This window comes from Pandoraea horticolens, from assembly GCF_902459555.1.
In the GTDB taxonomy this organism is placed as follows: Bacteria; Pseudomonadota; Gammaproteobacteria; order Burkholderiales; family Burkholderiaceae; genus Pandoraea; species Pandoraea horticolens.
In genome coordinates this window covers 109,445-123,166 of record NZ_CABPSM010000006.1, presented here as the reverse complement: position 1 = coordinate 123,166, position 13,722 = coordinate 109,445, and the positions used below count along the sequence as shown (strand labels likewise).

Below are 13,722 nucleotides of genomic sequence, written 5' to 3'. Positions count from 1 at the left end.
TCCGATAGATGGTGCTACCGGCTTATGGCGAAGGTTGCGCCGCCGGGGTGCCGGTGCTACCCGTGCCGTCCGCCGCGCCTTGCCTGATGGCACACAGGGCGGTTTCGGCGGCGGCGTAGCGGGCGAGCACGTCCGCGCTGGGGGCGCGGTCGAGACGGCTCACGACGATGAGCGCCAGACTCCCCAGCACAAAACCCGGCAGGATCTCGTACAGATCCCACCAGCCGAATTGCTTCCAGATCAGCACGGTGGCCGCGCCGGTGACAATGCCCGCGAGCGCCCCGTTACGGGTGACGCGGGGCCACAACAGCGTGGCCAGCACCAGCGGACCGAAGGCGGCGCCGAAGCCCGCCCATGCGTAGCTCACCATACCGAGCACACGGCTTTGCGGATCGAGCGCGAGCAGCACGGCGACCACCGCCACGGCCAGCACCATCGCTCGGCCGATCCATACGAGGCGGCGCTGGCTGACCGGCCCGGGCGCGAAGGTCTTGTAGAGGTCTTCCGTCAACGCACTGGCGCATACCAGTAACTGGCACGACAACGTACTCATCACGGCGGCCAGAATCGCCGCCAGCAGAATGCCCGCAAGCCACGGCGCGAAGAGTCGCGTCGTCAACGCCATGAAAATCGTCTCCGGGTTTGCTGTCACGCTGGCGCCGAGATCCGGTCGTGCACTATAGAACGCCAGCCCGAAGAAGCCCACCGCGACCGCGCCGATCAGGCACAGCACCATCCACGTCATGCAGATGCGGCGCGCCTGCGGAATCGCGGCGGCCGAGCGCGCCGCCATGAAGCGCACGAGGATGTGTGGCTGGCCGAAGTAGCCGAGGCCCCAGGCGAGCATCGAGATCACGCCGATGGGCGCGAGATCGCCGAACCAGTCGGTGTGTGCCGGATGTACCGCCGTCACGGCACCGATCCACAGCGCCGTGCGGTACTCGAGCCCGAACATCGTCTCGAACAGACGAGCACCGGCCACCACCCCCGACGCGCAATAGATCGTGAAGAAAATCAGGATCACGAGCGCTGTGACGATGCGCAGCACATGGCTGCGGTCGCCGAAGCGCTGCGTGAGGTATTCGGGCAGGGTCAGCGCGTTGCCGCAGACTTCCGTGTGCACCCGCAGGCGTGCCGCCACGAGACGCCAGTTGGCCCACGCGCCGATCGCGAGGCCGATGGCGATCCAGACCCCGGACAGTCCGCCCACGTAAATGGCGCCGGGCAGGCCGAGCAGCAGCCAGCCGCTCATGTCGGAGGCGCCGGCAGAGAGCGCCGTGACGAAGCTGCCAAGGCGGCGTCCGCCGAGGATGTAGTCGGAGAGATTGTTGGTGGAGCGGTAGCCGAGCCACCCGATCACCAACATTAAAAGCAGATAGACGGTGAAGGACACCGCAGTGGGATTCCAAAGGGACATGTAGCCTCCTTGAGCGTCGGGCTCGCGCGCGTCGGCACATCTCCCGGCATGACGAAAGAGGCGGCAACGCGGGACGACGAACGCTGTGGCCGGCGATACGTGTCGCCGGCACGGATTAACGGGGCAAACCGGGTGCAAACCGCGCGATGGCGGTGAGACACGAGTGATGTCGGGGGCGGGCGCGAAGATACCGCGAATGCGCGCAATGCGCGGAACTACGGGATATGCGGCGGGGCGCAAAAGACGTTGTGAGGTGCGGGCGGCGGCCCCGCCGTTAACGATTCGCGGCCGCCAGTGTCCCGAAACACAGGACATTGGCGGCCGCGAGTGAGCGTGTGAGTTTGACGACGGCGCGTCCGGCCGTCGAAGCCTGCCGTCAGATTTAGGACGAATCCAACGAGATTCGTCGCAAGGCCTGACGGCTTGTCTCAAGCCTGCGGTGCCGAATCGACCGATGGATCAGCCGATGGTCATGAGGTTGGCGTTACCCCCTGCGGCGGCCGTATTGACGGACACCGAGCGCTCGCACAGCAGACGCTCCAGCGCGTAATCGTCACCGGCGGCCAGCGCCTCGGGCGCGAGACCCTGCATCGACAGAATCGGACCGTTGCGGGTAGCGATGCGGCGATTCAGGGCGCGCAGCTCGTCGCTGTCGCCTTCGAACAGCACGGCGGCGAGCGACGGCTCGGCGGCGGCGTCCGCACTGGCCGCCAGCACCGACGCGCGGCCCCCCAGCGTGGTGGGCAGGGCGCTCACCAGCTCACGGGCGGCGGCGCTATTCGCGAAGACGGCGTTGTTGCCCGTCGCCAGCACGGCAGCCAGTTGCGTGCGCGCGCCAAGCGGCGTGGCGGCCACGCACAGCACCGGGCCGCGCGGCTCCAGACCGTACGTGTTGCGCTCGCCGGTCGGTCCGGGAAGCACGGCGGTTGCGTCGAGGGCCGACGTCGCCAGATAACGGTCGACGCGATCGATCGCGGCGGCGTTGCCTGCCGTGTTGCCGTTGGCGTGCAGCCAGTCGCGGTAGCTCACCAGCGGCGAGAGCGCGGCTTCGTTGCGACCCAGTTCCGGGGCCAGCGCGGCCGGACGCGTCGCGAGCAGGCGCGGCAGATACATCGGACCGCCCGCTTTCGGACCCGTCCCAGACAGCCCTTCGCCGCCGAACGGTTGCACTCCGACCACGGCGCCGATCACGTTACGGTTCACGTAGACGTTGCCGACATGGGCGCGCTCGGTCACGTAAGCGATGGTTTCATCGATACGCGTATGCACGCCGAACGTCAGGCCGTAGCCGGTGCCGTTGATCTGATCGAGCAACTTGTCGAGTTGCGCACGCTTGAAGCGGATCACGTGAAGCACCGGGCCGAAGACTTCGCGTTGCAGCGCCTTCAGATCGGTCAGTTCGATGAGTGTCGGCGGCACGAACGTGCCGTGGCGGGCAGCGTCCGGCAGCGGAAGTTGTTCGACCGGGAAGCCCTTGCCGCGCATCTGTTCGATGTGACGGTTGATGCCGTTCTGGGCTTCGGCATCGATCACTGGGCCGACATCGATGGCCAGACGATCCGGGTTGCCGATGGCCAGTTCTCGCATCGCGCCCTTGAGCATGTGCAGCGTCTTGTCGGCGATGTCGTCCTGCAAGCACAGCACGCGCAGTGCCGAGCAGCGTTGGCCGGCCGAATCGAAGGCCGACGCGAGTACGTCGTACACGACCTGTTCGGGCAGCGCCGACGAGTCGACGATCATGGCGTTTTGACCGCCGGTCTCGGCGATCAGCGGAATCGGACGGCCGTTGGCGTCGAGGCGCTCGGCCAGCGTGCGCGCGATGATGCGGGCGACTTCGGTCGAGCCGGTGAACATGACGGCCTTGGTGCGGGCGTCGGCCACCAGCGCTGCGCCCACGGTCTCGCCCGTGCCTGGCAGCAGTTGCAGCGCACCGGCCGGCACGCCGGCAGCCTGCATGAGGCGTACGGCTTCGGCGGCGATGAGCGGTGTCTGTTCGGCCGGTTTGGCGATGACAGGGTTGCCGGCGGCGAGGGCGGCGGCGACCTGCCCCACGAAGATGGCGAGCGGGAAGTTCCACGGGCTGATGCACAGCACCGGACCCAGCGGGCGGTGCGTGTCGTTGGAGAAGCCCTGACGGATCTGCGCGGCGTAGTAGCGCAGGAAGTCGACGGCTTCGCGCACTTCGGCCACGGCGTTGGGCAACGATTTGCCCGCTTCGCGCACACACAGCCCCATGAGCGTGGGCATGTGGGCTTCGAGCAGATCGGCCGAGCGCATCAGGCAGTCGGCGCGCTCTTCGACCGGTGTGGCTTGCCAGATCGGAGCGGCGGCCACGGCGTGCGTGAGCGCGGCATCCACGTCTGCCGAAGTGGCTTCGACGACCTGACCGACGATATCGCGCAGATCGGCCGGGTTGCGCACGGCACGCGGCGTGCCCGTGGTGCGCTCGCCATCGGCGAGCAGCGGGGCGGCGCGCCACTGCGTGCCCGCGCTGGCCAGCAGGGCCGAGGACAGCGAGGCGAGACGGTGCTCGTTCGACAGATCGAAGCCCGACGAGTTGGCACGCGAGGCGCCGTACAGATCACGCGGCAGCGGAATCTTGGCGTGCGGCGCGCCGAAGGGTTGCACCTTCTCGGCTTCCGAAATCGGATCGGCGATCAGTTCGTCGACGCTGATGGTTTCGTCCGCGATACGGTTCACGAACGACGTGTTCGCGCCGTTCTCGAGCAAGCGGCGCACGAGGTAGGCGAGCAGCGTTTCGTGCGTGCCGACCGGGGCATACACACGGCACGGACGCGCGAGCTTTCCCGAAGCGATGGGGCCGACGACTTCTTCGTAGAGCGGCTCGCCCATGCCGTGCAGGCACTGGAATTCGTACTGGCCGGGGTAGTAGTTGTTGCCCGCGAGGTGGTAGATCGCCGAGAGCGTGTAGGCGTTGTGCGTGGCGAACTGCGGGTAGATCGCATCCGGCACGGCGAGCAGCTTCTTCGCACAGGCGAGGTACGACACGTCGGTGTAGATCTTGCGCGTGTAGACCGGATAGCCTTCGAGGCCGTCGACCTGTGCACGCTTGATTTCCGTATCCCAGTAAGCGCCCTTGACCAGACGCACCATGATGCGGTGACGGCTGCGGCGCGCCAGATCGATGATGAAGTCGATCACGAACGGGCAGCGCTTCTGATACGCCTGCACCACGAAACCAATGCCATTCCAGCCGGCCAACTCCGGGGAGAAGCACAGCGCTTCGAGCAGGTCGAGCGAGATTTCGAGGCGGTCGGCTTCTTCGGCGTCGATATTCAGGCCGATGTCATACGAGCGGGCCAGCTTGGCGAGCGCCTGCACGCGCGGCAGCAATTCCGCGACCGTGCGTTCGTGCTGGCTGCGCGAGTAGCGCGGATGCAGGGCCGAGAGCTTGATCGAGATGCCCGGGCCTTCGTAGATGCCGCGGCCGGCCGAGGCCTTGCCGATGGCGTGAATGGCTTGCTCGTAGCTCGCGTAGTAACGCTGGGCGTCTTCTTCCGTCGTCGCCGCTTCGCCGAGCATGTCGTACGAGTAGCGGAAGCCCTGCGCTTCGTACTTGCGGCTGTTGGCGAGGGCTTCGGAGATGGTCTCGCCCGTCACGAACTGCTCGCCCATCAGACGCATGGCCATGTCCACACCCTTGCGGATGAGCGGCTCGCCGCCACGGCCGATCAGGCGCGTGAGCGCCTTGGTGAGGCCGGCTTCGCTGGTGGTGGTCACGAGCTTGCCGGTGATCATCAGGCCCCAGGTGGCGGCGTTCACGAACATCGACGGCGAGTTGCCCATGTGAGCGTGCCAGTCGCCCTTGCTGATCTTGTCGCGGATCAGGGCGTCGCGCGTGGCCTTGTCGGGAATGCGCAGCAGGGCTTCGGCGAGGCACATGAGCGCCACACCTTCCTGGCTGGACAGCGAGAACTCGTGAATCAGGCCTTCCACACCGCCACCGGTGCTCTTGCCGCGCAGGGCCACAACGAGCTTGCGGGCGAGGTCCGATGCCGACGTGGCGGTCGCCGGGGGCAGCTTGGCCTGACCGACGAGCACGGGCACGCATTCCGGCTCGGGACGGCGATAGGCCGCCGTAATCGCCGCGCGCAACACCGATTGCGGTTGCACGTTCTGCGCGAATTCGAGGAACGGATGCGGCACCGTGTCGTCCCCCGCATGGCCGTCGATCACCTCGGTGCCGGACTGGGTTGCGCCGCTCAGTTCGGGCGGCAGCGCGCCGCTCTCGATGCGCTCCAGATAGGCGAAGATGGCCTGTTTGATGAGCCAGTGCGGCGTGCGCTCGATTTGCTGGGCGGCCGTCTTCAGCCGGGTGCGCAGGACGTCGTCGACCTTGACGCCAAGAGTGGTGTTAGCCATGGAAGGGTTACCTGATGACGCGGAAACGTGACACCCATAGCGGGTGAATTGCGGCATCGTAACCGGGTTTCAAAAGAGGTGCAACCAGAGTCAATATTTGGGTTGCACCTTGTGCCGTGCCGGGCACGCCCGGCGAGTGTCACTTCGAATCGTTGCCGTACGCAATTCCCAGATACTCGGAGATCAGTTTGACCTGATCTTCGGGAATTGGCGCACCGTAGACTTTCACCATCTTCGTGACTTCCGCATGCCAGAAGGCGGCGGGCATCGGCGGCTGGCTGTTGACGTAGTCGACGGAGTGGCACATCACGCACCATGCGCTGGCCGCCTGATGGCCGGCGAGGGTGGAGGCCTTCAGTTGCGATGTCTCCTGCGGCAGCTTGATCTCGAGCGCATGGGCAGGGGCGACGGCGAGTGCGCCGGTCAGCGTGAACAGTGCGAGCCGTGCGGCTGTGCCGCTCGCGAACTTCGAAACGTTCATGATCGTCCCCCGTCTCATGCCGCGATCACGCGCAGGGTTTCCACCCCGTTGCGCAGATAGCCGGCCGGATTCCACAGTGATTGCAGCGGTTGCGAGACCCCTGCGCGATTCGTTGCCCTGACCTTCAATGCGTACTCGCCGGGCTGCGACGGTGTGAAAGACGCCGTCCACTCGCGGAACGAATATTTCGACAACTCGGTGCCAAGCTGCGCGGCCTGCCAGGTCTGGCCGCCGTCGGCCGAGAACTGCACGTCGCGAATGCCTTCGCCGCCGTCGAACGCGATGCCGCGCACACGGGTTGCCCGGCCCGCCGTCACGCGCTGGCCGTCGGTGTGGCTGGTGACGAACGAGCGCACGGTGAAGCGTCCGATCGGCTTCGTCTTTTCGGGGGCTTTGCCGGGCGCGACGCAATGGCAGTCGTTGTCGGGAATGCGGTACGCCGTGGCCATCCAGAAGCCGTCGAACACTTTGTCGATGACGTTGATGTCCGCCAGATGCTTCACCCAGTATGTGCCGTAGTAGCCCGGCACGACCAGCCGCACCGGAAAGCCGTTGAGCATCGGCAGATCCTGGCCGTTCATGGCGAATGCGACCATCACTTCGCCATCCATCGCGTGATCGAGGTCGAGCGCTTTGACGAACTCGGGCGTCGCCGGCACGATCGGCCGGTCGAGACCTTCGAACGTGACTTGCCTCGCACTGGCCGAAACGCCCGCGCGCTCGAGAATCCGCTTGAGCGGAATGCCGCGCCAGCGTGCGTTGCCCATCGCGCCGTTGGCGAGTTGCCCGCCGCCGACGCGCGGTTCGAAGAAGCCGCGGCTATTGCCCGAACACTGATGCACCGCCACGATTTCCACCGGCGCGCCAAAGTCCTTCTTGAGCGACGCGAGCGAGATGTCGAGCGGCTTGGCGACGCTGCCGCTCACGCGAATGCGGTGCTTGGCCGGATCGATGTCGGTCGGAATGCCCGCGAGGTGATAGCGCACGAAGAACGCATCGTTCGGGGTAATCAGCCCGTCGTTGAAGACTTCGAAGGGCGTCTCCAGTTGCGGCGGCCGTGCCGTCAATCGGATCAGCGGCCGCTTCTGCGGATACGCAACAAGTTCGCGCTCGCCATTTGCAAACGGCAACGTGACCGTCTGCGGTGCGGCCGTGGCAGCGAGTACGTCGAGTGCGCGTCCGGCAAGACTGGTCCCGACGCCCAGCGCACCGGCACGTCGCAGGAAGCGGCGGCGCGAGGCTTCGGCCAGCGGAGATTCGGACAGCGGGAGGGACGGTGTGGCAAGGTCTGGCGCCGTGGGGGCGGCGCTCCGGTCGTGCGACTTCATCGGATGTCTCCTATAGGACTTCTTATCTTGCGGATGACGTGAATCGTGCGACGTACGGCGTTCGACTGATGCCCGCATCGTCGGAGATTCCGGCGATGTTGTCAAATTTCCGGAACGTTATATACCGATTTATATTTCGAGCGGATCGACTTCGAGATGCCAGCGCACGGGGGCCTTGAGCGCGCGCAACTCGCCCATCCAATGCGTGAGGAAGCGTTGTAGTGCACCGCGATGCGGACTCTCGACCACGAGCTGGGCGCGGTCGGTGCCCGCGATGCGGACCATGGTCATCGGCACCGGGTCCCACAGGGAAATGCGCGGGTCGTTGAGCGCGGGCGCGGCGGCAATTTCGCGGGCTTGCTTCAGGAACGTCATCGCGTCGTCGAGGCGCCGTGCCTCGGCGCGCAGCAGTGCCTGATGCGTGTACGGCGGCAGCAGGGCGACACGGCGTTCTTCCAGCTGCTGCGCCGCGAAGCCCGCGTAGTCGTGGCGCATGAGCGAGGCGAACAACGGGTGCGACGCGTAGCGCGTCTGGATCAGCACGTCGCCGGGGCCATCGGCACGGGCCGCGCGGCCCGCGCGGCCCGCCACCTGCATCAGTTGTGCGAAGAGACGTTCGGCCGCCCGGAAATCGTGCGAGAACAGGGCGCTGTCGGCGTTGACCACGCCCACGAGCGTGACGTTACGGAAGTCGTGGCCCTTGGCGACCATTTGCGTGCCGATCAGGATGTCGATTTCCCCCGCGTGCACCTGTGCGAACAGCGCCTGAGCGCTGCCTTTGCGGCGCGTGCTGTCGGCGTCGATGCGCGAGAGACGCGCGTCGGGGAAATGCTCGGCCAGCGCTTCTTCGATGCGCTGGGTACCACGCCCCAGCGGCGCGAGATCCTGATTGCCGCAGTCGGGGCACGCATGCGGAATGCGCGACTCGGCGCCACAGTGATGGCAACGCAGCCGCCGTTCGGGCTTGTGCAGCACCATGTGCGCGCTGCATCGGCGGCAGTCGCTGATCCAGCCGCAAGCGTCGCAGTTGAGCACCGGGGCGTAGCCGCGACGGTTCAGGAACAGCAGACTTTGCTCGCCCGCTTCGAACCGTGCGCGAATGGCCGCGAGCAGGGGTTGCGACAACCCTTCGTGCACCGCGCGCTGGCGCTTGCGCTCGATCTCCATGTCGATGAGCGAGACACGCGGCAGCACGGCGTCGGGCGTGGCGCGCTCGGGCATCGCGAGGCGCACGTAGCGGCCCTGTTCGGCCCGTCGCCAGCTATCGAGCGACGGCGTGGCGGAGCCGAGCACGACGGGAATGCGCAGCCGGTTCGCGCGCCAGATGGCGAGGTCGCGCGCCGAATAGCGCAGCCCTTCCTGTTGCTTGTACGAGGGGTCGTGCTCTTCGTCGACGACAATCAGACGCAAATGCGGCAGCGACGCCATCACCGCGAGCCGGGTGCCGAGCACGACGCGAGCTTCGCCGCGATGCGCCGCCAACCAGTGCCGTGCGCGTTCGCCTTCGGCCAGTGCGCTGTGCAGGGTGACGAGTGTCTCGTCCGGGAATCGCTTGCGGAAGACACCTTCGAGCTGCGGCGTCAGATTGATTTCAGGCACGAGGACGAGCACTTGCGCGTCGGGCTGGCGAAGCGCCTCGGCGACGGTGCGCAAATAGACTTCCGTCTTGCCGCTGCCGGTCACACCGTAGAGCAGGAACGGCGCGCAGGCGGGGGCGTCGCCCGCTTCGCCGTCGCCCTTCAGGGGCGGGTGATCGAGGCGTTGGGCGCCTGCCGCTTCAAGGGCATCGTGAACGGCCGCCACAGCATCGGCCTGTCCGGCGGTGAGTGTTTTGGCGGCGCCGGGGGTGTCTTTGGCGATGGGATCGATGTCGGCGCCTGCATCGGTTTGGCCTGCGATCGAATCCTCATCCGTGTCGTTGGCCTCGTGTGTATCGTCCATATCGGCGACATCACGTATCGCCTCATGGAACGGTACGGTTTCAACGACGACCCATCCGGCGGCGGCCCATTGTTTGAGCACGTCGGCGGCTTTCGAGCAAAGTGCCTTGGCCTCGTCGGCATCGAGCGTGCCGGCTTGCGCGAGACCCTCGGCCAGCCGGCGTTGCGCGCGCAGCCGGGCGGGCACGTTGTCCATGAGCGTCGTCAGCGCGCCGTCGGCAATCCGGTAACGCTGTACGCCGCGCTGGGCGAGGAGCCGTGGCCAACGCATGGGCGTGCGCAGGTGACCCGGTACGGCGGGCAGTGCCACCTCGCCGACGCCACGCTGATAGTAGCGAGCCGCAAACTGCATCAGGTCGCGCCAGTCGTCGCCGAGCGGGGGCAATTCGTGCCAGACGGACGTCACGTCACGCAGCTTTGCCGGGTCCACTTCGCTGCGCTGCGTCAATTCCCAGACAACGCCTACGACCTCTCGTCGTCCGAACGGCACCTGCACCAACTGACCGAGGCTCGCGGCCTGATCGAGCCGGTAGTCGAAGAGCGTCAGAAGGGGCGTATCCAGCGCCACGCGGGCGATAACCGGCGTGCCGGTGCGCAATTGGGCGCCCGGAGACAGTGCATCGTCGGTCGATGCAGGAGGCGGTTCGGACAGGTCGTTGACGTGGGTCAAACTTAAAGTGAATCCTGAGAAATCTCGCTAAACCCCGGATTTGAGTCGGCTTTCCGGTGGGCGCAAAACGCTTGTGGATAACTATGTTGAGAACTGTGGGGATTATCGCTCGTCAGCCATGCTGCGTGGCCCTCACGCCGTACAATGTACTGACTTCGTAAGAATTAAAAGGGCTTTTCGATCAATAGCTTATGAATAACATCGACGGTGCGCTTCCGTCGACTCTCACTTGCGGCGGCGCAGCGAGAATTTGTGCATAAGTCTTCGGGACAACTCCGCAAATTGGAGGGGTTATTCAACAGGGTTTCCCTTGACATTCCCAACTTGAAATGGCGGTCGGGTTTGCCGGGCGAAATGCACCGGGAACCCGCACCACCGCTTGTGAACGTGACCGATTACGCCGTCTGGCGCAGCTTCCGGCTGTAGCTGTGCACTTCGTCGACGAGTGCCGCGACGTGTTCGGGCTGGGTGAACTGCGAAATCCCGTGGCCCAGATTGAAGACATGGCCTGGTGCATTGCCATACGCGTCGAGCAGGCGGCGTACTTCCGTGCGAATGGCGTTGGGCGATGCGAAGAGTGCGGTCGGATCGAAGTTGCCTTGCAGTGCACAACGCTCGCCCACGCGGCGGCGCGCGGCGGCGAGATCGACGGTCCAGTCGAGCCCGATTGCGTCCGGGCCGGTGTCGGCAATGGCCTCTAGCCACTGTCCGCCACCCTTGGTAAAGACGATATGCGGAACTCGTGCGCCGTTCCATTCGCGATGTACGCCGGCGAGCGCCTTTTGCATGTAGGCGAGCGAGAACTGCTGGTAGAGGCCGTCGGCCAGCGCGCCGCCCCAGGTGTCGAACACCATGATGGCCTGCGCGCCCGCTTCGATCTGCGCATTGAGATAAGCGGCGACGGCGCGGGCGTTGGTCTCGAGGATGTGCGTCATCAGGTCGGGCCGCTCGTACATCATCGTCTTGACGGTACGGAAGTCGGCTGACCCCGCGCCTTCGACCATGTAGCACGCGAGTGTCCACGGGCTGCCCGAGAAACCGATCAGGGGCACGCGTCCGTTCAGGGCGCGGCGGATTTCGGTCACGGCGTCGAAGACGTAGCGCAGGCTGTCGAGGTCCGGCGCCTGCAAGCGGCGCACGTCGTCTTCGGTGCGCAGCGGATGCGCAAAGCGAGGCCCTTCGCCAGCTTCGAACGACAGGCCGAGGCCCATCGCATCAGGAATGGTAAGGATGTCCGAAAACAGGATGGCGGCGTCCAGCGGAAAGCGCTCGAGCGGCTGAAGTGTGACCTCGGTGGCGTAGGCAGGGTTCTTGGCAAGCGCCAGGAAGCTACCGGCCTTGGCGCGGGTGGCGTTGTATTCGGGCAGGTACCGGCCCGCCTGGCGCATCAGCCAGATCGGCGTGTACTCGGTCGGCTGGCGCAGCAGGGTGCGCAGGAAAGTATCGTTTTGCAGAGCTTGGGACACGTCGCAGCGGTGGGTTGGGTGATTTGGGCAAGCGGCCATTTTACTCGGGTATCCAGGGGCAGGTCGCTTTGCGGGCTGTTATGCCGCATATAAGGTGCTGGCGGCGTCGCGGCACGGTGCGTGGGCGTTTGTGGCGAACGAGTTGGCGTTGGGCGAGCGAGTCATTAGTATTAAGCCCCACGAGCTGCGTGAGACAGCTCGCGAAATTCGTGCCTCATAACGTCAATATTCAGGAGACAAGCATGACAGTCATGATGACGGCCGCCCGCGCGGCCCTCATGGCGGGGGCCGCGCTCGCCGCGTCCGCCGCTATCGCTCAATCGGCCGCCCCCGCCGCGCACTCCCGGCTCGACGACATCGTGAAGTCGGGCACGCTGCGCGCCTGCGCGACGGGCGACTACAAGCCTTACACGTACCGTCGTCCGGACGGTCAGTTCGAGGGTATCGACGTGGATCTGGTCGCTTCGCTGGCGAAATCGCTCGGCGTGAAGCCGGTAATTGTCCCCACGACGTGGAAAGGGCTGATGGACGACTTCACCGCCGGCAAGTGCGACATCGCGGTGGGCGGCATCTCGGTCACGCTCGACCGTGCGGCACGGGCCTATTACAGCCGCGTGGTGATGGTCGACGGCAAATCGCCGATCGTGCGCTGCGCCGACGTTGCGAAGTACCAGACGCTCGCGGATCTGAATCAGCCCAGCACGCGCGCCATCGCCAATCCCGGCGGTACGAACGAACGCTTCGCCCGTCAGTACCTGCCCAAGGCCACGCTCACGATCCATCCCGATAACGTCACGATCTTCCAGCAGATCGCCGATGGCCGTGCCGACGTGATGGTCACGGACACGTCCGAAACCCTGTTGCAGCACAAGCTCATCCCGTCACTCTGCCCGGTGAACCCCGACAAGCCGCTTCAGTTCGGCGAGAAGGCCTATCTGATTCCGCGCGGCGACGACATCCTCAAGCAATACGTCGACCAGTGGCTCAACCTCTCGCAGAAGACTGGGGAGTATCAGGCCGTCGTGGACAAGTGGCTCAAGTAACCGCGCAGGCTTCAACCCAGCCAGTCGCGCAGACGCTGCGCCGCGTCGTGCATGACCAGTCTCGCTTGCGGGACGAACGGCTGTAACCTCGCGAAGCTATGTGTCAGGCCGGGCGCTTCGATGATTTCCGCCCGGCCGCCCGATCGCGCCACGAACTGCGCGTACGACACGGCTTCGTCATGCAATGGGTCGTATTCGGCCGCAATTACCAACGCGTTCGGCAACGGATGACGCGGGGCTTGCACCGTCAGATTGACGCGCACATCGTCAGCCGACGGTTCCACGCCACCCAGGAATTCGCGCCAATACCAGCGCATTTCATCCCGCGTCAGGCCAACGCCGTTCGCCAGACGCTCGTAACTCGGGGTGTCGAACCGGTACTGCACCACTGGGTAAATCAGCAATTGCGCATCCACGATGCCCGGATGCTGATCGTTGAGCCATGCGGCGGCCTGCGCCGCGAGATGGCCCCCGGCGCTGTCGCCGGCTACCGCCAGACGGTCGGCGCTCACACCGAACTGTGCACGTTGCGCCGCTGCCCACGCGAGCGCTTCGCGGGCATCGTCGACCGGCGCCGGGAACGGATGCTCGGGCGCCAAACGGTAGTCGACGCTCAACACCGCCACGTCGCCGTCCTGCGCGAGGAATGCGGCCAGCGTCCCATGCGTGTCAACATCGCCGACCACCCAGCCGCCGCCGTGGAAGTACACGACAAGCGGCACTTCCCGGCCGATCGGACGATACAGCCGGGCTCGCAGATTGCGGCCTGGCAGCGGAATCTCGAAGGTCTCGCTACGCAACCCGGCCGGCAAGGGGCGCAAAGCTTCGACAGCAACGGTGGCGAACTGGGCCCGCGCCTCTTGCGCGCTGGGCGTGCCGGCGTCGGTGGAAGCGGGGTACTTGCGCGCCATTTGGTCGTAGTAGGCGAGTAGATCGGCGTCGATGGTCATGTCAGCAGGCGATTGGCGTGAAGGCGTTTGAAGGACAAAGGGGT

The 13,722-nt window shown here is 65.8% G+C and carries 8 protein-coding genes; 1 reads left to right on the top strand and 7 read right to left on the bottom strand.

Annotated features, from left to right (window positions below; translation table 11 throughout):
• Positions 1 to 22: 22 nt before the first annotated feature.
• The 6 genes from PHO31112_RS12125 to hemE form a co-directional block, all read right to left on the bottom strand.
• Positions 23 to 1,417 (bottom strand): sodium:solute symporter family transporter, encoded by a 1,395-nt coding sequence (locus tag PHO31112_RS12125; protein ID WP_150620744.1) that lies wholly within the window; start codon positions 1,415 to 1,417, stop codon positions 23 to 25.
• Positions 1,418 to 1,876: 459 nt separating this feature from the next.
• The gene (gene putA, locus PHO31112_RS12120) at positions 1,877 to 5,800 is read right to left on the bottom strand and encodes a trifunctional transcriptional regulator/proline dehydrogenase/L-glutamate gamma-semialdehyde dehydrogenase (protein WP_150620743.1); all 3,924 of its coding nucleotides are present in this window, start codon (positions 5,798 to 5,800) and stop codon (positions 1,877 to 1,879) included.
• 139 nt (positions 5,801 to 5,939) lie between these two features.
• A complete protein-coding gene (sorB, locus tag PHO31112_RS12115) occupies positions 5,940 to 6,281 on the bottom strand; it encodes a SorB family sulfite dehydrogenase c-type cytochrome subunit (RefSeq protein WP_246178098.1) in 342 nt (113 codons plus the stop codon).
• Between the two features lie 14 nt (positions 6,282 to 6,295).
• Positions 6,296 to 7,609, bottom strand: a complete 1,314-nt coding sequence (sorA, locus tag PHO31112_RS12110; protein WP_246178095.1) for a SorA family sulfite dehydrogenase catalytic subunit — start codon at positions 7,607 to 7,609, stop codon at positions 6,296 to 6,298.
• Positions 7,610 to 7,738: 129 nt separating this feature from the next.
• The gene (locus PHO31112_RS12105; RefSeq protein ID WP_150620742.1) at positions 7,739 to 10,219 is read right to left on the bottom strand and encodes a primosomal protein N'; all 2,481 of its coding nucleotides are present in this window, start codon (positions 10,217 to 10,219) and stop codon (positions 7,739 to 7,741) included.
• A 395-nt stretch (positions 10,220 to 10,614) separates the two neighbouring features.
• Complete coding sequence (gene hemE, locus PHO31112_RS12100; protein ID WP_281355093.1) at positions 10,615 to 11,685, bottom strand: uroporphyrinogen decarboxylase; 1,071 nt, start codon at positions 11,683 to 11,685, stop codon at positions 10,615 to 10,617.
• Positions 11,686 to 11,936: 251 nt separating this feature from the next.
• On the opposite strand from hemE, the gene PHO31112_RS12095 reads away from it, so the two are divergent.
• The gene (locus tag PHO31112_RS12095; protein WP_150620873.1) at positions 11,937 to 12,728 is read left to right on the top strand and encodes a transporter substrate-binding domain-containing protein; all 792 of its coding nucleotides are present in this window, start codon (positions 11,937 to 11,939) and stop codon (positions 12,726 to 12,728) included.
• Positions 12,729 to 12,739: 11 nt separating this feature from the next.
• On the opposite strand, the gene PHO31112_RS12090 is transcribed toward PHO31112_RS12095, so the two are convergent.
• Positions 12,740 to 13,678 carry an alpha/beta hydrolase gene (locus PHO31112_RS12090; RefSeq protein ID WP_150620740.1) on the bottom strand — a complete coding sequence of 313 codons (939 nt, stop codon included), beginning with the start codon at positions 13,676 to 13,678 and terminating at the stop codon, positions 12,740 to 12,742.
• Positions 13,679 to 13,722: the final 44 nt, after the last annotated feature.

What these genes read in the sequence shown, in the direction of transcription:
- PHO31112_RS12125 (WP_150620744.1), bottom strand. Translation starts at nt 1,417, where the DNA reads ATGTCCCTTTGGAATCCCACTGCGGTGTCCTTCACCGTCTATCTGCTT.
- putA (WP_150620743.1), bottom strand. Translation starts at nt 5,800, where the DNA reads ATGGCTAACACCACTCTTGGCGTCAAGGTCGACGACGTCCTGCGCACC.
- sorB (WP_246178098.1), bottom strand. Translation starts at nt 6,281, where the DNA reads ATGAACGTTTCGAAGTTCGCGAGCGGCACAGCCGCACGGCTCGCACTG.
- sorA (WP_246178095.1), bottom strand. Translation starts at nt 7,609, where the DNA reads ATGAAGTCGCACGACCGGAGCGCCGCCCCCACGGCGCCAGACCTTGCC.
- PHO31112_RS12095 (WP_150620873.1), top strand. Translation starts at nt 11,937, where the DNA reads ATGATGACGGCCGCCCGCGCGGCCCTCATGGCGGGGGCCGCGCTCGCC.
- PHO31112_RS12090 (WP_150620740.1), bottom strand. Translation starts at nt 13,678, where the DNA reads ATGACCATCGACGCCGATCTACTCGCCTACTACGACCAAATGGCGCGC.